The following is a 17,274-nucleotide window of genomic DNA, read 5'->3' on the forward strand; positions in this document are numbered from 1 at the left end:
ATGACCGTGGCTGACCGCCCCGTGCCGCTGCGCCTGGGGCGGATGTGGTGCGGCTGCCAGGCATCACCGGTCGTGGAGGACGGTGGGCCGGGTGACGGGGACGACGGTGAGGAGGTCGTCGAGGCCTTTGTAGTGGTCGGGGTTGGTGGTGAAGAGGGGGAGTTCTTCGGCGATGGCGATGGCGGCGATCATGAGGTCGGCGGCCCGGCGGCGGGGTTTGCGGCCGGCGCTGATGACGGCTGCGCAGATTCTGCCGTAGAGGCGGGCGGCTTCGGTGTCGAAGGGGATGGGGTCGAATTCGTTCTCGGCGCGTTGCAGGATGTCGAGGCGGCGGGCGCGTTCGGCGTGTTCGTCGTAGTGGTCCTGGTTCTCATTGCGACGTACCTCGTGTGGGCCGGCGGAGAGTTCGGCCAGGGTGATGGCGGTGATCGCCACCTCGGCGGGGAGTTCCTCGGGATTCAGCCACTTGCGCAGGATCACGATGTTGGTGTCGAGCAGGCCCTGGGCGTACTCAGCGGGCATAGGGGTCGTCCGTCTCCTGCTCGGCGGTGGCGTCCTGGTCGGACCGGAAGGCTTCCAGGGAGACGTCCGACGCTGTACGGGACATCGCGGCGAACTCCGAGCGGGGGACGAACCGCCGACGGCGGCGCAGCGGGATCAGCTCGCCGATCTGGTGCCCGTCGCGGGTGACGGTGAAGGACTGCCCGTTCTGGACGGCGTCCATGATCTCTTTGGAACGGCTGCGCAGGTCTCGCTGGGTAATCTCGGGCTGAGCTGCCCTAAGGGCAGCGTAGCACCAGGTGCTACTGAGTGCTCCTTGCCCATGCCGTTCTCCGTGGCCTTGACCTCGTTTCGGATTCGCTCAGACCGTTGCTCGCTGTACCCGGTAGTTCCAGTGTGTGAGCGATCGGACGACGGTTTCGGCGCCGATGGGGTTGGCGCTGTGAACGAAGACCGTTCCGATGTGGAAGGGCTGTCCGTTGAAGGCGGCTTCTTCCATGAGGGCCACCACGGGCATGATGGTGTCGTCGTCGCCGAGATCGTGGTCGAGCCAGAGTTCGTCGATGAAGCGGTTGCCGTACTCCTCCAGGAGCCGGATGCCTTCGCGGCTGGTGCGGGCGATCCGCGTGGCTCTGGGCAGTTCTCGAAGGTCGTCAATGCCGAGGACGACGGGTGCCGGTGCGGCCAGGCTCTCTTTCATCTCACGATCATCACAGTAGAGCGGTCGCAAGAACCGTCGGAGGGCACGCGAGGACGCGTCGCGGCGGGTAGCGGACGCAGCCGCCCCCGTCTTTCGGGGTGTTGGCTATGTCGGAGGGAGAGGATTTCAGGGCGGATATGTACGCGCGGCGCGGTGTGGTGGGTTGGGGGGCGGTGGATCTTCCGCGTCGGCCGGCCTGGTATCCGGGGGCTCAGCGCCAATTGACCGCCATATGTGGTGCGGCAGTGGTGCGGGTTCTTCAATTGGTCTGGACAACAACAAAGGCCCGGGTCGTTGACCTGGGCCTTTTCTCTGGAGCGGATGACGGGAATCGAACCCGCGCTCTGAGCTTGGGAATCACATGAGCCGTCCTGAAGTAGGTGCTGGTCAGCGCGGTTTCGGGCTGACCAGCGGGTATCGCCGTAGCCTCCAGCGCTGGCCGAGGGTGACCGTCATGTACCGCTGCGAGTGGTGCGGATGTGGTGTAACCCGCGCAGGGCAGGTCCGTCAGACGGCGACGACGGTCAGGGAACTGTCCAGCCCCTTGAAGTCGTCGGCGTTGCGGGTGAAGAGAGGAAGGCCCTGGACGGAGGCGATGGCGGCGATCATGAGATCCATCCTCCGGGGGCGTGGATCGCGGCCTGCGGCGATGGCAAGTGCTACGAGCGTGCCGTACCGGGCGGCTGCGTCCCCGTTAAAGGGGAGGGGGTCGAAATCGGCGACTGCCGCGCCCAGTTTTTCCATGCGGGCAGCTCGGACGGCAGCGTCCTTGGCCATGGCGACCCCCTGCTGCAACTCGGCCATCGTGATGGCGGTGAGTTCGGGTACCGCTGGTAGGTCCTCCGGGTCGAGTACGTCCAAATCGATGTATGTGCAGGTGTCGAGCACCCCGGCCGGGTGGCGGTCAGCCATGGCTGCGCTGCCAGGGATCGTCCTCGCCGGCGCGGTCTTCTGTCCCGAAGAACTCGTCCGCTTCCTGCCGCATTCGGGCGGCGTCGACGCGCGGCAGTCTGCGATGCCGCTCCACCAGTTCTTCGGCGCTCAGGCGACGTCTGCGGTGAAGGGGGCGCAGCTCTGCGACCTCGGTGCCGTTACGGGTGATGTGGTAGGTCTCGCCGGCTTCGACGGCGTCCATGACCGCTGCGGATCTGTTGCGGAACTCGCGCTGGGTGATGGTCTTCATGACTCGAGTGTAGCGCGTCGTGTCTCGCGGTGCTACGAGTCGTTTGGGGCGGTGTCGGTGGGCAAACGGGCCCTGTAACCACCGGGTGGCTGCCGTGGTCGAGGTCCGGAGCTGGTCCACGACCAGGAGGAGGCCGACTGTCCGACTCTGCGAACGCGCCAAGACCCGGAGCGAACGCCGGCAATGCCGGGGCGCTCGCAGCCCAAAGCCACCGGACCGCCCCGACACTCCTGTGCGGCTCGGACGTTCCAGTCGGCAGCGTGGAGACATCTGGGTGGCGGGGCCGCCGCACTCCGGCAGGAGGAGGCGTTGGAATTTCTTTCACCGGGAAATTGGCGGGGAGGTAATCGAGCCTCGAATGGAATTAAGCCCCAGGTCTTCGACCTGGGGCTTAGTAATGGAGCGGATGACGGGAATCGAACCCGCGCTCCGAGCTTGGGAATCACAGGGGCTCTCTCCGCGTCCGCGCTGGTCAGCGGGACGTCCGGTGCTGAAGCGTCCACATGCACGAGACTGTTGGTGACCGTGGTTGCCCGCGCCGTACCGCTGCGCGTGGTGCGGATGTGGTGCGGGGTCCGGCTCGTCCGTGTGCCAGCAGCGGCGTCAGGGCGCCTTGTCCCGAGGGCGGTGCCGGGCTGACGGTCATGACCAGAGCTTGACACTACGTGCGGCGTGGAGGCGCGTTCTCCGGCTAGGCGCCCGGGGTGATGAGATTCGGCGCGGTGGTCGCGACCCTTCTGCTGGCTGCCGGGGCTGTCCTCGCAGCCCTCGGCACCTCGCCCTGGTGGTGGATGGCCGCGGTGCCTATCGCCCTCCTCGGAGTCCTCGGCGCGTACGACCTGCTGCAACGGCGCCACTCGGTGCTGCGCAACTACCCGGTGATCGGCCACGCCCGCTTCCTGCTGGAGAGCATCCGCCCGGAGTTGCAGCAGTACTTCATTGAGCGCAACTTCGACGGCCGGCCGTTCGACCGCGACACCCGAAGCATCGTCTACGAGCGCGCCAAAGGCACCGACGCCGAGGAGCCCTACGGCACCGAGCGCGATGTCTACCGCCCGGGCCACGAGTTCCTCGTACCGTCGATAGCCCCGCGGCCGGTGCCCGACGAGGCGCCACGCGTGCGGATCGGCGGCGCGGACTGCACCAAGCCGTACGACATGGCGCTGCTCAACGTATCCGCCATGAGCTTCGGCTCGCTGTCCGCGCAGGCGATCCTGGCCCTGAACAAGGGCGCTGCCGATGGCGGCTTCGCGCACGACACCGGAGAGGGCGGTCTGTCGGAGTACCACCTGCGGCACGGCGGCGACATCGTCTGGGAGATCGGCACCGGCTACTTCGGCTGCCGCACCGATGACGGGGACTTCGACCCCGAGGAGTTCGCGGACAAGGCCGCGCATGACAGCGTCAAGTGCGTCTCGCTGAAGCTGTCGCAGGGCGCCAAGCCCGGTATCGGCGGGGTCCTGCCGGGTGCAAAGGTGAACGCGGAGATCGCCCGCGTGCGGGATGTCCCGCAGGGGAAGACCGTCGTCTCGCCGCCGTACCACCGGGTGTTCAGCACGCCCCGCGAGCTGATCCGGTTCATCGCCCGGATGCGGGAGCTGTCGGGCGGGAAGCCGGCCGGCTTCAAGCTGTGCGTCGGCTCGCGCAGCCAGTTCCTGGCGGTCTGCAAGGCGATGATCGAGGAGGGCACCACGCCGGACTTCATCATCGTCGACGGCGCCGAGGGGGGCACCGGGGCGGCGCCGCTGGAGTTCGCCGACCACGTCGGCACCCCGCTCACCGAGGGCCTGGTCACCGTGCACAACGCCTTGGTCGGCGTGGGCCTGCGCGATCGGATTCGGATCGGCGCGAGCGGCAAGATCGCCACCGGCAGCGACCTCGTCAAGCGCATGGTCCAGGGCGCGGACTACGGAAACTCCGCGCGCGCCATGATGTTCGCCGTCGGCTGCATCCAGGCGCAGCGTTGCCACACCAACACCTGCCCGACGGGCGTCACCACCCAGGATCCCCGGCGCGCCAGAGCACTCGACGTCGGCGACAAGTCCGCCCGGGTGCGGCGGCTGCAGGAGTCGACCGTCGCCAGCGCGCTTCAGATCATGGCGTCCATGGGCGTCACCGACCCGGCGCAGTTGCGCCCGCACATGCTGCGCCGACGGATCGACCCTTACACGGTCCGCTCCTACGACGAAATGTACGAATGGCTGTCGCCGGGGCAGTTGCGGGCCGAGCCGCCCGCTTCGTGGGCGGCCGACTGGTCCGCCGCAGATCCCGACCGCTTCACCGTCTGAGATCCGTACGTCCTGTCCCCGAACTGGAGGAACCGTGGCCCGTACCGTTGCCCGCGTCATCGTGGACGCCCTGGCCGAACTCGGCGTGGGCCAGGTCTTCGGGGTGGTCGGCGATGCCCTGAACCCGTTGACCGACGCCATCCGCACCTCCGACGGCGTGGAGTGGGTGGGCTGTCGGCACGAGGAGGTGGCGGCGTTCGCCGCGAGCGCGCAGTCACAGCTCACCGGGGGACTCGGGGTCTGTATGGGGACGGTCGGTCCGGGCTCGGTGCACCTGCTCAACGGCCTCTACGACGCCGCCAAGAGCCACACTCCCGTGCTGGCCATAGCAGGCCAGGTGCCGCTGGCCGAACTGGGCAGCGACTACTTTCAGGAGGTCGACAACGACGCCTTGTTCAGCGACGTCGCGGTCTTCCGCGCCACAGTGACCTCCCCGGAGCAGATGCCGCTGCTGCTGGAGACCGCGGTCCGCAACGCAATCGGGCGCAGGGGGGTCGCCGTGCTCTCCGTCCCCGGCGACATCGGGGATAAGGAGCTCGACGCGGACCGGCAGTCCCGGTTCTCGCTCACCATGCCCACGACCCGGCCGGACGGCGACGCGGTCCGCGCCGCGGCCGCCCTGCTCGACCGGTCCGAGCGCGTCACCCTGCTCGTCGGCCGAGGCGCCCGGGATGCCCGCGACCAGGTTCTGGCCCTCGCCGAGCGGCTGGCGGCGCCCATGGTCCTCACGCTGAAGGCCAAGGAGGGCTTCGAGGGCGACAACCCCTTCCAGGTCGGCCAGACCGGCCTGATCGGCAACCCCGCCGCCGCCTCCAGCCTCCAGGAGGCCGACACCCTGCTGCTGCTCGGCACCGACTTTCCTTACCGCGACTGGTACCCCGAGGGCGCGACCGTGGTCCAGGTCGATACGGAACCGACCCACATCGGCCGCCGGGTTCCGGTCGAGATCGGTCTGGTCGGCGATGTCGGCGTGACCGTCAGGGACCTGCTGGCCGAGTTGTCCGGGACGTCGCCCGGTGACGGCCACGCCCGCGACCGCCGGCACCTGGAGAAGGGGGTCGAGCGTTTCGAGTCCTGGCGTGAGGGGCAGGCCCGACTGACTGCCCCCGACCACGACAAGGGCCCGATCGGCCGGGTCCGTTCGGCGCTGGACAACCGCGAGCACGCCATCCGCCCCGAGGCTCTGGCCGCCGCGGTCGACCGGCTCGCCGCCGACGACGCGGTCTTCACCTCCGACACGGGCATGGCGACCGTCTGGCTTTCCCGCTTTGTCGAGATGCGCGGCACCCGCCGACTGCTCGGCTCGTACAACCTCGGCTCCATGGCCAACGCCATGCCGCACGCGCTGGGCGCACAACTGCTGGACCGCGACCGCCAGGTCGTGGCGTTCTGTGGCGACGGTGGCCTGAGTATGCTGCTGGGCGACCTGATGACTCTCAAGACGTACGACCTGCCGGTCACGCTGGTCGTCTTCGACAACCGCCGGCTGGGCATGGTCAAGTTGGAGCAGGAGCAGTCGGGCCTTCCGGAGTTCGGCACCGTGCTGGACAACCCCGACTTCGCCGCCGTCGCGACGTCCCTCGGCCTCACCGGTATCCGCGTCACCGACCCCGCCGACCTCGACGAAGCCATCCGCACCGCCTTGGCCACCCCGGGACCCGTCCTCCTCGACGTCCTCACCAACCCCGACGAGATCGCCGTCCCCGCCAAGCCCACCGTCCAGCAGGGCTGGGGGTTCGCCGTTGCCAAGATGAAGGAGATCGTCCGCAGCCACGGCGACGACTCCTCTTCGGACTGAGGGACGGCTCGCTGCGGGCTGGGCTGGCCACCGCTGCTTGCTCGTTGGCAGCTGCCCGCAGTCGGCCGTCCGCTGCCCGCCGCTGTCGCGGCGAAGCGCCGATGACCTGGGCGGCCTTCTTCTCGGCCTTCTTGACGCCTGCTCGATCACTCGACTCGTACGGACCATGTGTGCCGGCGCCCCGGGATACCACCGCCGCTCCGAGCGCATTGCGCGAACGAATGCCGCGTGCCACCTGCACGCACACCAGCAATTCCCGCCTCCCAATTCGCCGCCCGATGGCACGGCAATGGCAAGCGGTCGGGTAATTGGTCTGAGCAACGGCAAATCCCTGGACCGCTGAGCCAGAGCTTCTTTGTGGAGCGGATGACGGGAATCGAACCCGCGCTCTGAGCTTGGGAATCACAGGAGCCTTCGGCAAGTAGGTGCTGGTCGGAGGGATTTGGGACTGCCCAGCAGCCACGTTGCGGACTCCGGTGCTGACCGTGACTGACCGTCCAGTACCGCTGGACCTGGTGCGATGGTGGTGCAGGCGCGCAGATTGGGTTGTGGCTGCGTCGCGGGGTGCACCAGGATGACGTGGTGGACTTGAGCCAGTATCACGGGTGGTTCCTGCAATCTGTTTCGACGTGCCTCCAAGCGCATGGGGAGTCCCGGGTGAGCATCGAGCTGGCAGACGGACCCGCCACCCCAGTAGTCCTGGAGTTTCTGCAAGTGGTCCGGGTCGTTCTGGACGACTACGGGGATTGGGCTGGCTCCGTCGATGAGATCGAGGTCAGAGAACTGCCTCGCAGCGGCCCCTGGCCGGCTGCAGCAAGGCACTTGCTGCACCACCACAACAACGAGTCGGCCCTGCTGTGGGTGCGGCTGATCGGGCCTACTGATATCGAAATCGCGGCTCGGGAATTGGTTGCCCGCCCAGCACCGGAGCGCATCGAATCCGGCGGCGGTTCGTAGCGGCATACCCGCGCGATCGGTTCAGTGCGGGAAGGTACGCGGTGGGCGCTGGCGGGGGAGTTCGTCGCGGAACTCTTCGATGATGGAGCTGATCTGGCGGGTGAGGTGGGTCTGGTCCAACCGGTCGAGGTAGAGGTTGCGGCGGGCCAGGCCGGGGAGGTCCACGCAGAAGTAGACGGACATGAGTGGGTTGATGAACAGCTCGCTGCGTTGGGTGCGCTCGGTGAACTGAACGTTCTCGAAGTCACCGCGTGTGGCTGCGGCTATGGAGCCGTTGACGATGCTGGGGTGTTCCGGTGTCGATGCGTGGGCGTGGGCGACGGCTTCGAGGTAGAGGGCGCCTTCGCGGCTGGTGCGGGAAAGGGAGAACACACCGAGGTAGGCGCCGTCGCGTTCAAGGGTGGCCAGGTTCTCGAGCACCAGGGCGTGGTTGACGCCGTGGTACGCGTCCACGCCGAAGCCAAGGCAGGCCACGAGGCGGTGGGGGATCTCGGGTAGTCCGTCAACGGCGGCGAGGCTGGCCATGTCCTCCTCGGGGGTGCCGAGGCCGTTTTCGTCGCCGCGCATGAGGATGTCGGTTCCGCCGTCGACCAGGATGATGGCGTCGGCGCCGCCGAGGTGGGTGAGCAGGGCCCGGTAGGCGGCCCGCAGGAGTTGGACGCGGGTGCGGTTGAGGGCGTAGACGGTCGAGGGGAGTCCGTTGTCGTCGAGCCAGCGGGCAAGGGTGCGTTCCGGGAAGTAGTCGCCTCGGGCGGCGGTGTCCGGGCGGATGGCTGCGACGTCGTGGTCCAGCCATACGTCCAGGTCCAGGCCGTACAGGTCGCTGAAGGACAGGTTGGCCAGGTGGACCTCCTTGCCGGCGGCTCGCAGGGCGAGGGCCAGTGGGAGCCCGGCCTAGATGTCGAAGCCGCCGCCGGCCCCGGCGACGAGCACGCGCTGCGCGTCCCGCAGCCGTGTGAACAGGCGGGGCTCAGTGAGGGAATACACCCGGGGAAGGTAGCAGCCCGTCTCAGCGGCGGACGCGGGGTTTTCGTGGCTCGGATGTCCCCCGTACGGCATCGGTGCGGCGGCACGCCGACAAGGGCTACGACTACAACCACCTGCGGCGATGGCTACGCTTACGCGGGATCACCCACCGCATCGCCCGCAAGGGCATCGAGCCCTCCGACCGCCTCGGCCGCCATCGCTGGACCGTCGAACGCACCATGGCCTGGCTCGCCGGCTGCCGACGGCTCCACCGCCGCTACGAACGCAAGGCCAGCCACTTCCTTGCCTTCGCCTGCATCGCCTGCACGCTCATCGGCTACCGCAGACTCACCAAATGAGATGACCTCTTAGAGGGCGGCTCGGTAGAAGATCTTGCCATCCTGCGGCTCGGCGCCCAGGGCTTCGTAAAAGGCGAGGGCGGCTGGGTTGTCGGTGTCGGCGGTCCACTCGATGCGGGAGCAACCGGCATCCGAGGCCGCCTTGCGGAGCTCGGCCATGAGGGCGCGTGCGACGCCGCTGCGGCGGGCGTGCTCGCGGACGTACAGCTCTTTCAGGGACAGGGAGGTTTCGGCACCGGCGGCGGGCCAGAGGAGGGAGTACGAGGCGAGACCGAGGATCTGGTCGCCGTCGCGGACCAGGAGGACGGTGGCGGCGGGGCGGGGGGGAGAAGAGGGCGTGGCGGATCTGGTCGGGGTTGCCGGGGGAGGGGGTGCCGCCGTAGTAGTGCTCGATCTCGCCGAGGATGACGGAGAGTTCGTCGATGTCGGACTCGGTCGCCGGGCTGATGTGCATTGTGTTCGCCGTCCTTCAGTTCGAAGGCAGCGCGAGGATCTCGCGCAGGGCCTTCATCTCCAGCACCTTTCGAGCCTCTGGCACCCTATCCGTGACGTCACGGGCTCGGTAGATGATCAGGGCGGTGCGGTGTTCCTCGGGGAGTTCGACCACTGTGATCAGGGGTTGGTCGGCGGCTGAGGCGGGGGTGCCGACGATCTCGGCGCACATGGCCTGGTGAGGCGGACGAGGGCACGGTCGGTGTGGTCGGACTGGGGATAGAGATCCAGGGCTCGGGTCAGCTCGGTGTTGGCACGGGTGGTGTCTTCGAGGTGGGTCCAGGCGTTGCCGGTGTGAAAGGCGAACTGTGCCTCGGAGTAGCCGAATGTGGACTCCTGGCGTTCTTCGTCGGGCAGCTGGTGCGGTGAACGTGCGGGGAGGGGTCGATACGTCGGTGTCGCGTCGGGACAGAGTCCTACCCACATGCTCACGGAGGTGTCGTGGGAGCCGAGCTGGCGCATGGCAGCGCCGGGCAGTGCTCGGGCTCGTAGGCCCAGTTCGACGGTGCGGTACAGCCTCCCGGGTGCTGGTTCGAAGGGTGGGCGGCGAACCGGGCCTTCGTCGCCCTCAGCGGAACACCCGGTTCGCCGCCGCTCCTTCGGGCTCGGGCGTTCCTGGGAGGTCGTGGGTGTCACTCGGGGCGGCGGTTGTAGTGGTCGAGGGTGGCTTTGTTGGTGGAGGCGTCCTGGAAGACGAGTTCCCAGGGGCCGGTGTTGACGTCCATCTCCTTGCCGAAGCCGACCCACTTGCCCACGATGCGGCGGCCGGTGGGTTCGGCGAGCATCTGGACGGCACCGTGGTAGCGGGCTCCGCGGTAGTAGCCGTCTTCTGCGGTCTGTTCGACCCAGGTGCCGGTGACGACGTTGCCGTCCACGGTGAGGTCCATGGTGAGCGGGGAGTCGGAGGAGCCGGGGAGGCTGCGTACGGTCAGCCGGTTGCCGTGCTGGAGGACGACGACGTAGTGGAGGCCGGTGAAGACCGTGTCATCGCGGCCCGAGGAGACGTACTCGTACCGGGACAGCCATACGCCGGAGTAGTTGCCCCGGGGGGCCGGCTGGGTGGTCGGTGTTCCGTGGACGGCTGCTATTCCGGCCGACGAGTTCTCCACGTCGTGGCCGCCGTTGCCGTCGGCGGAGACGCGGGCCTGGAGCATGGCGGGTGTGAAGCCGAGTACTTCTATGGGCAGGCCGGTCACGGATTCCAGGGCCCGGGCGTAGGCGGGCCGGGGGGAGATGGAGACGCCGGCTTCCCAGCGCTGGACGAGGCGTTTCGACGCGTCGTTGGGCTGGCCGACGCGTGTGCCTGCCTCTCGCAGGGCGCGGGCGAAGTCGTCCTGCGACATGAGCAGGCCCATGCGGGCGGCCCGCAGGGCGCTGTTGGGGGTACTCATGTGATCACGTGGCTTCCTGGTCGGCAGTATTGACGCTGGAATGACGCCTTCGATGACGTCGTTTCGACGTCTTCAATGCCATCACGTGGGGCGACATTCCGGCGTCATCCTATGCCTGTGATCGATGAAGAGCGGAATGAATTAGCGCCGGAGACGCCCTCCGACGGCTCGTCGGGCCCGGGACCGTCCAAGGGCGGCAGCGGCGGTTTCGGCGACAGCGAGGGCCGGACGGTCCTGGTGCGAAGGTGGAGGCCCGCTCCTCGCCATGTGGCCGAGGCCAGAGCGGAGTTGCGTCGGGAGTTGGACGGTTGGGGCCAGGGTGCAGTGTCCGACCTCGCCGAACTGGTGCTGTCGGAACTGTTCACCAATGCGCTGCGCCATGCCCGCACGCCAGGCGATCGTCTGATCGAGACACGGTACGAGCGCACTCCCGGCGGGGTGCGGATCGAGGTGCACGACGCCGACGAGACGCGGCCGTTCCTGCGGAAGCTCTCGGCGGACGTGGACGCGGAGTCCGGCCGTGGCCTTGGTCTTGTCGACGCTCTGACTGGCGGGCGGTGGGGAGTGAGCCGGCGCGACGGGGTCGGGAAGCTGCTGTGGGCGGTCGTCTCCGACTGCGCTGGCGATGAGCAATCTGGCGGTGCCCGATGAAGGGCGCCGAGACTATGACCGCGACGGCGGCGGACCGTCGTCGTGTCGGCTCCGCCACTGACGGATCGGCCGCCGAGCAGTCAGCCGGTACTGCCTATGCGCCCGCTTCCGGCGGCCGGCGGTGGACGATCGCCACGACGCCGGGCTTTTCGGCCACGGGCTACCTGCCCGCGTGGGCCGAGGAGGATCCCAGCGAGAGCGGCGTACCGCTCGACCGGCTCCAGATCCGCTTGGCGGACATCAACCACTGGACTCGCTTCGACGGCCAGACGATGCGGGTCCGCTCACCAGCCTTCGGCGGCGAAGGCGCCCAGCTGGGTGAAGCGCACATCTTCCGGGGCAGCATCGACTGCAACCCCTACGCCGAGGACCCCGACCCCCGCGTCCCCGTCGTCAACCTCGCCATCATCGAGGACTTCTGGATCAACGACCTGGACCCCGCCGATCTCGCCGATCTCGCCGCCAAGCTACGGGCGCAGGCCGACCGACTCGACCACGAGATACGCCCCCAACTCATCGCCGCGCGAGCTGACTGGGCCGAGCACCACGCCGTTCTCCCGCAGCCCGCCGCCAGCCCATCCCGCGTCCTTGACCGAGGCACGCCGCGAGCCCGGCCCAGCGGCGACTCCCCTTGAGCGCAACCCGCTTTGAGGCGGGGGCGCTCGGCGGAGAGCCCATCGTTTTGCGCTCGTCGGTTGGCTGATGGTTGGACGCGGATGGTAGTCAGGATATGAAGAGCGCCCGCTGACTCCGGCATAAATTCTTGAATTGGCTCGGGCAGCACAAAAGCCCCAGGTTATTAACCTGAGGCCTTTTCTTTGGAGCGGATGACGGGAATCGAACCCGCGCTCTGAGCTTGGGAAGCTCATGTTCTACCATTAAACTACATCCGCGTGAAACCGGGCCCGGAAGGGTGGTTCGGGGACACTCTACCGCATGGGATGGGGGGTCGGGGGGAGGGGGAAGCGGGGGTAGGTTGGGGGTGCGGTGTGTGGGTGTGGGGTGGAGGCTGGGGGATCCCCTAATGTGTGGGTTTGTCTGCCACGCGGAGTTGGGGAAGGGACTTCATGGAGCGCACTGTTGTTCGTTGTGCGGAGGGGCATGTGTTCAGTACGGGGACGTTTCCGATGCAGCAGCTCGGGGCGGATCGGCTGGGGCCGGGGCGGTTGTTGAGGTGTCCTCGGTGTGCGCGGCTGCGGCATGCCGTGCCGGTGTCGGGGAGTGCGGAGAAGTAGGGGAGCGGGGGGAGGGTGGCGCGGCCCCCGGTGGGGCCGCGTTAGTCTCGGGGGCGTGCTTCTCTCAGACAAGGACATCCGGGCCGAAATCGACAGCGGGCGCGTGCGCGTTGACCCGTACGAGGCGTCGATGGTGCAGCCGTCGAGCATCGATGTGCGGCTCGACCGGTTCTTCCGGGTGTTCGAGAACCACCGCTATCCGCATATCGACCCGGCGGTCGAACAGGCGGATCTGACGCGGCTGGTGGAGCCGGACGGGGATGACGCGTTCATTCTGCATCCGGGGGAGTTCGTACTGGCGTCCACGTACGAGGTCATCACGCTGGCGGACGACATCGCCTCGCGACTGGAGGGGAAGTCGAGCCTGGGGCGGCTGGGGCTGCTGACGCACTCGACGGCGGGCTTCATCGATCCGGGGTTCTCCGGGCATGTGACGCTGGAGCTGTCGAACGTGGCGACGCTGCCGATCAAATTGTGGCCCGGGATGAAGATCGGCCAGCTCTGCCTCTTCCGGCTCAGCTCGCCGGCCGAGTTCCCGTACGGATCGCCGCACTACGGCTCCCGCTACCAGGGGCAGCGCGGGCCGACGGCCTCCCGTTCGTTCCTCAACTTCCATCGCACCCAGGTCTGATCCGGCGGCGGGCCGCGACCGGCTCAGGGGTGCATGCGCGCGCCCTTGAGCACCTTGTCCACCGCGTTGCGCGAGCCGTAGACGGTGAGGCCCACCAGGTCCAACTGGTCGCGGGGTACGGCCCGGACCGCCGCGCGGTTGGCGTCGTCGTGGCCGGTGGTGAAGAGGTCCGCGGTGAAGACCGCTCGCGGCAGCGCCCGGGACAGTGCCCGGGTGTGCGCGGCGGTGAGGATCTCCTTCGTGCCCTCGAAGACGAGTACCGGCTGGCGGAACATCGGCAGGTACGGCGTGCCGTCCGCGTCCTCGTACGGGCTTCCGATCACCTCGGGCAGCTGTGAGCCCAGCCCGCTGACCAGGAACGCGGTCACGTTCAGGCGCTGCCAGGGCTCCAGGCCCTCCCGCAGCAGTACGGCGATCTTCGTGTCGAAGCGGACGGGCGACGTTTCAAGGGCGGTTTCGGTGCTCATGGTCACCGAGCCTCGCCCGCCGCGCCGCCGCGCGTCTTGTACGTTCCTGGCAGACCTGACGCCGATCCCGGAGACAGACCCTAGATCAGCGGGAGTTTGAACAGGATCAGCAGCGCCACCAGCTGGATCGAGGCCGCGCCGAGCGCCTTGAGCCAGGGCAGGTCGTGCGACTTGCCCACCATGGAGGTGAGCAGCCACGCGCAGCCCAGCCAGGTCAGCCAGCCCAGCAGCTGGACGAAGCTGTTGCCGCCGCCGAGGAAGATCGCGAAGAGCAGGCGCGGGGCGTCGGTCAGCGAGCTGATGATCATCGCCAGGCCGATGGTGGGGGCCCAGGCGCCGTCGCCGCCGAGCTGGCGGGCCAGCGTGTTGGTGACCGCGCTGAGCGTGAAGCCGCAGAGCACGACCGCGACGCCCGTGGTCAGCACCCAGGGGACGCTGGTGGACAGGGTGCTGCCGAGGATGTCGCTACGGGCCGCGTCGAAGCCGAAGACGGCGAGCAGACCGTAGACGAAGGTGACGATGAGCGCCGGGGCCCAGACGCTGTGGTCCCGCATCTGCCAGAAGGTGCGGCCCGGGTGCAGCACGATGCCGCGCAGCAGGTCCTTCCAGTGCAGGCGGGGGCCGACGGGCGGGGTGGCGGACTGGCCGGCGCGGTAGGTGGCCACGTGGTCGTCGCCGTAGTAGGCGTCGGGGCCGCCGGCGAGGGCCGCGTCGCCGCCGAGGGTGAAGGCCCGGGTGCCGCCGGGGGCGTCGTCGTAGCCGGGGGCGGGGGTGAAGTACTCCGGCTCGCCGGAAGGCGCCGGGCTGTGCGCCTGGCCTTGGCCCCGGCCCTGCGGCCGGCCTGGACCGTAGCCCTGGCCCTGACCGCGACCCGGTGCTCCGTACGGCCCGGGCGGCGGCCCCTGCTGCTCGTACCGGGGCGGGTGGCCGCCCTGCTGCCCGCCGTTGCCCTGTCGTCCCTTGAAACCTGCCACGTCTTCGAACGTACCCGGTACGCACCGGTCCCGTACCTTCGCCGGAAGCGCCGCAGCCCTTTGCATCCAAGCTGTGACACGTCCGGGAGGCACCGCGCACACAGGCGTACGGCACGGGGCCGGTAAGGAGCGCCCGCCCTGGAAGCAGCCCCTTACCGCCCCCGGGCCGTACGCCTCGCGCCTTACGCGGGACCCGGACCCGCCGGGACCTCGGGATCCGCGTCCGCCGCCGAGCCGGCGTCCGTGCCCGCGCCCGCGCCCGTGTCCGTACCCGAAGCCCCACCCGGGCCCGCCTCGGCGTCCGGCGCCGACCCTGACGCCGCCTCCGCCTCCGCCGTCGCCTCCGGGCCAGCCTCCGCCTCCGCGACAGCCCCCACCCCTACCGGCACCCGCACCCGCACCGAATCCAGCAGCAGCTGCGCCACGTCCACCACCTGGAGCGACTCCTTCGCCGTCCCCTCGCTCTTCTTGCCGTTGACCGAGTCGGACAGCATCACCAGGCAGAACGGGCAGGCGGTGGAGACGATGTCCGGGTTGAGGGAGAGCGCCTCTTCCACCCGCTCGTTGTTGACGCGCTTGCCGATCCGCTCCTCCATCCACATCCGGGCGCCGCCCGCGCCGCAGCAGAAGCCGCGCTCCTTGTGGCGGTGCATCTCCTCGTTCCTCAGCCCCGGCACCTTGGCGATGATCTCGCGCGGCGGGGAGTAGATCTTGTTGTGCCGCCCCAGGTAGCAGGGGTCGTGGTAGGTGATCAGGCCCTCGACCGGCGTGACGGGGACGAGCCTTCCGTCGTCCACCAGCTGCTGGAGGAGCTGAGTGTGGTGGATGACCTCGTACTGCCCGCCGAGCTGTGGATACTCGTTGGCGATGGTGTTGAAGCAGTGCGGGCAGGTGGCGACGATCTTCTTCGACGCGGCGGGCTTCCGGGTGGCGGGGTCGTCGTCGTCTTCGCCGAAGGCCATGTTGAGCATGGCCACGTTCTCCATGCCGAGCTGCTGGAAGAGGAACTCGTTGCCGAGCCGGCGGGCGGAGTCGCCCGTGCAGTTCTCCTCGCCGCCCATGATCGCGAACTTCACGCCCGCGGTGTGCAGCAGCTCGGCGAAGGCCTTGGTGGTCTTCTTCGCCCGGTCTTCCAGGGAGCCGGCGCAGCCGACCCAGTAGAGGTACTCGACCTCGGTGAGGTCCTCGATGTCCTCGCCGACGATCGGGACTTCGAAATCGACTTCCTTCACCCAGGCCAGGCGCTGCTTCTTCGGCAGGCCCCAGGGGTTGCCCTTCTTCTCCAGGTTCTTCAGCATCGTGCCGGCCTCGGACGGGAAGGCCGACTCGATCATCACCTGGTAGCGGCGCATGTCCACGATGTGGTCGACGTGCTCGATGTCCACCGGGCACTGCTCGACACACGCGCCGCAGGTGGTGCAGGACCACAGGACGTCGGGGTCGATGACGCCGTTCTCCTCGACCGTGCCGATCAGGGGGCGCTCGGCCTCGGCCAGCGCCGCCGCCGGGACGGCGGCGAGCTGCTCGGCGGTCGCCTTCTCCTCGCCCTCCGCCGTCTTGCCGCCGCCGGCCAGCAGATAGGGCGCCTTGGCGTGCGCGTGGTCGCGCAGCGACATGATCAGCAGCTTCGGGGACAGCGGTTTGCCGGTGTTCCAGGCCGGGCACTGCGACTGGCAGCGCCCGCACTCGGTGCAGGTGGAGAAGTCGAGGATGCCCTTCCAGGAGAACTGCTCGACCTGGGAGACGCCGAAGACGTCGTCCTCGCCCGGGTCCTCGAAGTCGATCGGTACGCCGCCGGAGGTCATCGGCTGGAGCGGGCCGAGTGCCACCGGGCCTGCGGCGTTCCGCTTGAACCAGATGTTGGGGAAGGCCAGGAAGCGGTGCCAGGCCACGCTCATATCGGTGTTGAGGCCGACCGTGATCGCCCAGGCCATGGTGACGCCGAGCTTGATCATCGCGGTGAGGTAGACCAGCGTCTGGAGGGTGCCGGTGCTCAGGCCACGGAAGCCGGCCACCAGCGGATAGGAGACCCAGTACGAGGCCTCGTAGTGGTTCACCCCGTGCAGGGCGCCCTCAAGGCCGCGCAGGGTGAGGATGGCGAGGCCGATCACCAGGATGACGTACTCGACGAAGTACGCCTGCCAGGCCGTGGAGCCCGCGAACCGCGACTTGCGGCCGGCCCGGGACGGCAGGTCCAGCAGCCGGACCGCGATCAGGACGAGGATGCCCAGGGTGGTGAAGAGCGCGATGAACTCGACGTACACCTCGTACGGCGGCCAGGTGCCGATCACCGGCAGGATCCAGTCGGCCCGGAAGAGCTGGCCGTAGGCGTTGACGATGGTCAGCCCCAGGGTCAGGAAGCCGACCGCCACGAACCAGTGGGCGACGCCGATGACGCCCCACTTGTTCATCCGGGTGTGGCCGACGAACTCCTTGGCCAGCGTCTTCGTGCGCGCCACCGGGTCGTCGGTGCGGCTGCCGGCCGGGACGGGCTGGCCGAGCCGGACGAACCGGTAGATCTGCCCGAAGGCGAGGCTGATCAGCGCGACGCCGACCGCGGTGAGGACCAGCGACACGATGATCGCGGCGAGTTGCATGAGGGCTCCTCGGGCCTGCGCCAGCTGAAACGTACTAAGCGGTAACTTACTCCGGTCTCGGCTGAGGTTACCCGGGAATCCGGG

At 68.6% G+C, this 17,274-nt stretch carries 18 protein-coding genes, 1 tRNA gene and 1 pseudogene; 7 read left to right on the forward strand and 13 right to left on the reverse strand.

Features of this window, described 5'->3' with window-relative positions; all coding sequences use genetic code 11:
* Positions 1-63: 63 nt before the first annotated feature.
* The 5 genes from ACFO3J_RS23740 to ACFO3J_RS23760 all read right to left on the reverse strand — a co-directional run bounded on the left by ACFO3J_RS23740 (position 64) and on the right by ACFO3J_RS23760 (position 2,384).
* On the reverse strand, positions 64-522 hold the full coding sequence (locus ACFO3J_RS23740; RefSeq protein WP_386432622.1) for a type II toxin-antitoxin system VapC family toxin: 459 nt from the start codon (positions 520-522) through the stop codon (positions 64-66).
* Positions 512-724 carry a prevent-host-death protein gene (locus ACFO3J_RS23745; RefSeq protein WP_386432625.1) on the reverse strand — a complete coding sequence of 71 codons (213 nt, stop codon included), beginning with the start codon at positions 722-724 and terminating at the stop codon, positions 512-514. The genes ACFO3J_RS23740 and ACFO3J_RS23745 overlap by 11 nt, the downstream gene beginning before the upstream one ends.
* Before the next feature lie 138 nt (positions 725-862).
* Positions 863-1,201, reverse strand: coding sequence for a cyclic-phosphate processing receiver domain-containing protein (locus tag ACFO3J_RS23750; RefSeq protein ID WP_386432628.1), 339 nt, complete (start codon positions 1,199-1,201; stop codon positions 863-865).
* 507 nt (positions 1,202-1,708) lie between these two features.
* Positions 1,709-2,113 (reverse strand): type II toxin-antitoxin system VapC family toxin, encoded by a 405-nt coding sequence (locus tag ACFO3J_RS23755; RefSeq protein WP_386432631.1) that lies wholly within the window; start codon positions 2,111-2,113, stop codon positions 1,709-1,711.
* Complete coding sequence (locus ACFO3J_RS23760; protein WP_326450736.1) at positions 2,106-2,384, reverse strand: type II toxin-antitoxin system Phd/YefM family antitoxin; 279 nt, start codon at positions 2,382-2,384, stop codon at positions 2,106-2,108. The genes ACFO3J_RS23755 and ACFO3J_RS23760 overlap by 8 nt, the downstream gene beginning before the upstream one ends.
* Before the next feature lie 707 nt (positions 2,385-3,091).
* On the opposite strand from ACFO3J_RS23760, the gene ACFO3J_RS23765 reads away from it, so the two are divergent.
* The 3 genes from ACFO3J_RS23765 to ACFO3J_RS23775 all read left to right on the forward strand — a co-directional run bounded on the left by ACFO3J_RS23765 (position 3,092) and on the right by ACFO3J_RS23775 (position 7,427).
* Entirely contained in the window at positions 3,092-4,672 is a 1,581-nt protein-coding gene (locus ACFO3J_RS23765) for an FMN-binding glutamate synthase family protein (RefSeq protein WP_386432634.1), read from the forward strand.
* A gap of 34 nt (positions 4,673-4,706) precedes the next feature.
* Positions 4,707-6,470: a thiamine pyrophosphate-dependent enzyme gene (locus ACFO3J_RS23770; protein WP_386432637.1), complete on the forward strand. Its 1,764-nt coding sequence runs from the start codon at positions 4,707-4,709 to the stop codon at positions 6,468-6,470.
* A gap of 657 nt (positions 6,471-7,127) precedes the next feature.
* Positions 7,128-7,427 (forward strand): hypothetical protein, encoded by a 300-nt coding sequence (locus ACFO3J_RS23775; RefSeq protein WP_386432640.1) that lies wholly within the window; start codon positions 7,128-7,130, stop codon positions 7,425-7,427.
* 21 nt (positions 7,428-7,448) lie between these two features.
* Here the strand turns inward: ACFO3J_RS23775 and ACFO3J_RS23780 are convergent, their stop codons facing one another.
* Positions 7,449-8,309, reverse strand: a complete 861-nt coding sequence (locus tag ACFO3J_RS23780) for a DUF1152 domain-containing protein (protein ID WP_386433078.1) — start codon at positions 8,307-8,309, stop codon at positions 7,449-7,451.
* A 164-nt stretch (positions 8,310-8,473) separates the two neighbouring features.
* Here ACFO3J_RS23780 and ACFO3J_RS23785 point away from each other — a divergent pair.
* Positions 8,474-8,752: pseudogene (locus ACFO3J_RS23785) on the forward strand (transposase); the annotation flags it as partial.
* Between the two features lie 9 nt (positions 8,753-8,761).
* Here ACFO3J_RS23785 and ACFO3J_RS23790 read toward each other — a convergent pair.
* From ACFO3J_RS23790 to ACFO3J_RS23800, 3 genes are all read right to left on the reverse strand, one after another.
* The gene (locus ACFO3J_RS23790) at positions 8,762-9,052 is read right to left on the reverse strand and encodes a GNAT family N-acetyltransferase (protein WP_386433081.1); all 291 of its coding nucleotides are present in this window, start codon (positions 9,050-9,052) and stop codon (positions 8,762-8,764) included.
* Between the two features lie 169 nt (positions 9,053-9,221).
* Positions 9,222-9,416: a hypothetical protein gene (locus tag ACFO3J_RS23795; protein WP_386432643.1), complete on the reverse strand. Its 195-nt coding sequence runs from the start codon at positions 9,414-9,416 to the stop codon at positions 9,222-9,224.
* Positions 9,417-9,876: 460 nt separating this feature from the next.
* Positions 9,877-10,635 (reverse strand): helix-turn-helix domain-containing protein, encoded by a 759-nt coding sequence (locus ACFO3J_RS23800; protein WP_386432646.1) that lies wholly within the window; start codon positions 10,633-10,635, stop codon positions 9,877-9,879.
* A 117-nt stretch (positions 10,636-10,752) separates the two neighbouring features.
* Between ACFO3J_RS23800 and ACFO3J_RS23805 the strand changes: the two genes are divergently transcribed.
* The gene (locus ACFO3J_RS23805) at positions 10,753-11,286 is read left to right on the forward strand and encodes an ATP-binding protein (protein ID WP_386432649.1); all 534 of its coding nucleotides are present in this window, start codon (positions 10,753-10,755) and stop codon (positions 11,284-11,286) included.
* Positions 11,287-11,300: 14 nt separating this feature from the next.
* Positions 11,301-11,921: a DUF6907 domain-containing protein gene (locus ACFO3J_RS23810; RefSeq protein ID WP_386432651.1), complete on the forward strand. Its 621-nt coding sequence runs from the start codon at positions 11,301-11,303 to the stop codon at positions 11,919-11,921.
* A 184-nt stretch (positions 11,922-12,105) separates the two neighbouring features.
* Here the strand turns inward: ACFO3J_RS23810 and ACFO3J_RS23815 are convergent.
* Positions 12,106-12,179 (reverse strand) — tRNA-Gly (locus ACFO3J_RS23815).
* 397 nt (positions 12,180-12,576) lie between these two features.
* Here ACFO3J_RS23815 and dcd point away from each other — a divergent pair.
* A complete protein-coding gene (dcd, locus tag ACFO3J_RS23820; protein ID WP_386432654.1) occupies positions 12,577-13,152 on the forward strand; it encodes a dCTP deaminase in 576 nt (191 codons plus the stop codon).
* Between the two features lie 23 nt (positions 13,153-13,175).
* Here dcd and ACFO3J_RS23825 read toward each other — a convergent pair whose 3' ends face one another.
* The 3 genes from ACFO3J_RS23825 to ACFO3J_RS23835 form a co-directional block, all read right to left on the reverse strand.
* Complete coding sequence (locus ACFO3J_RS23825; protein WP_386432657.1) at positions 13,176-13,619, reverse strand: DUF2000 family protein; 444 nt, start codon at positions 13,617-13,619, stop codon at positions 13,176-13,178.
* An 80-nt stretch (positions 13,620-13,699) separates the two neighbouring features.
* On the reverse strand, positions 13,700-14,593 hold the full coding sequence (locus tag ACFO3J_RS23830) for a Yip1 family protein (RefSeq protein ID WP_386432659.1): 894 nt from the start codon (positions 14,591-14,593) through the stop codon (positions 13,700-13,702).
* Between the two features lie 182 nt (positions 14,594-14,775).
* Positions 14,776-17,190 (reverse strand): (Fe-S)-binding protein, encoded by a 2,415-nt coding sequence (locus ACFO3J_RS23835; RefSeq protein ID WP_386432662.1) that lies wholly within the window; start codon positions 17,188-17,190, stop codon positions 14,776-14,778.
* Positions 17,191-17,274: the final 84 nt, after the last annotated feature.

Origin of the sequence: Streptomyces polygonati, from assembly GCF_042650325.1 — a bacterium.
GTDB classification, from domain to species: Bacteria; Actinomycetota; Actinomycetes; order Streptomycetales; family Streptomycetaceae; genus Actinacidiphila; species Actinacidiphila polygonati.

Excerpts from the sequence above, each read along its gene's own strand:
- ACFO3J_RS23745 (WP_386432625.1), bottom strand. The coding sequence starts at position 724 with ATGGACGCCGTCCAGAACGGGCAGTCCTTCACCGTCACCCGCGACGGG.
- ACFO3J_RS23825 (WP_386432657.1), bottom strand. The coding sequence starts at position 13,619 with ATGAGCACCGAAACCGCCCTTGAAACGTCGCCCGTCCGCTTCGACACG.
- ACFO3J_RS23835 (WP_386432662.1), bottom strand. The coding sequence starts at position 17,190 with ATGCAACTCGCCGCGATCATCGTGTCGCTGGTCCTCACCGCGGTCGGC.
- ACFO3J_RS23810 (WP_386432651.1), top strand. The coding sequence starts at position 11,301 with ATGACCGCGACGGCGGCGGACCGTCGTCGTGTCGGCTCCGCCACTGAC.
- ACFO3J_RS23760 (WP_326450736.1), bottom strand. The coding sequence starts at position 2,384 with ATGAAGACCATCACCCAGCGCGAGTTCCGCAACAGATCCGCAGCGGTC.
- ACFO3J_RS23765 (WP_386432634.1), top strand. The coding sequence starts at position 3,092 with ATGAGATTCGGCGCGGTGGTCGCGACCCTTCTGCTGGCTGCCGGGGCT.
- ACFO3J_RS23800 (WP_386432646.1), bottom strand. The coding sequence starts at position 10,635 with ATGAGTACCCCCAACAGCGCCCTGCGGGCCGCCCGCATGGGCCTGCTC.
- ACFO3J_RS23750 (WP_386432628.1), bottom strand. The coding sequence starts at position 1,201 with ATGAAAGAGAGCCTGGCCGCACCGGCACCCGTCGTCCTCGGCATTGAC.
- ACFO3J_RS23740 (WP_386432622.1), bottom strand. The coding sequence starts at position 522 with ATGCCCGCTGAGTACGCCCAGGGCCTGCTCGACACCAACATCGTGATC.
- ACFO3J_RS23755 (WP_386432631.1), bottom strand. The coding sequence starts at position 2,113 with ATGGCTGACCGCCACCCGGCCGGGGTGCTCGACACCTGCACATACATC.
- ACFO3J_RS23795 (WP_386432643.1), bottom strand. The coding sequence starts at position 9,416 with ATGTGCGCCGAGATCGTCGGCACCCCCGCCTCAGCCGCCGACCAACCC.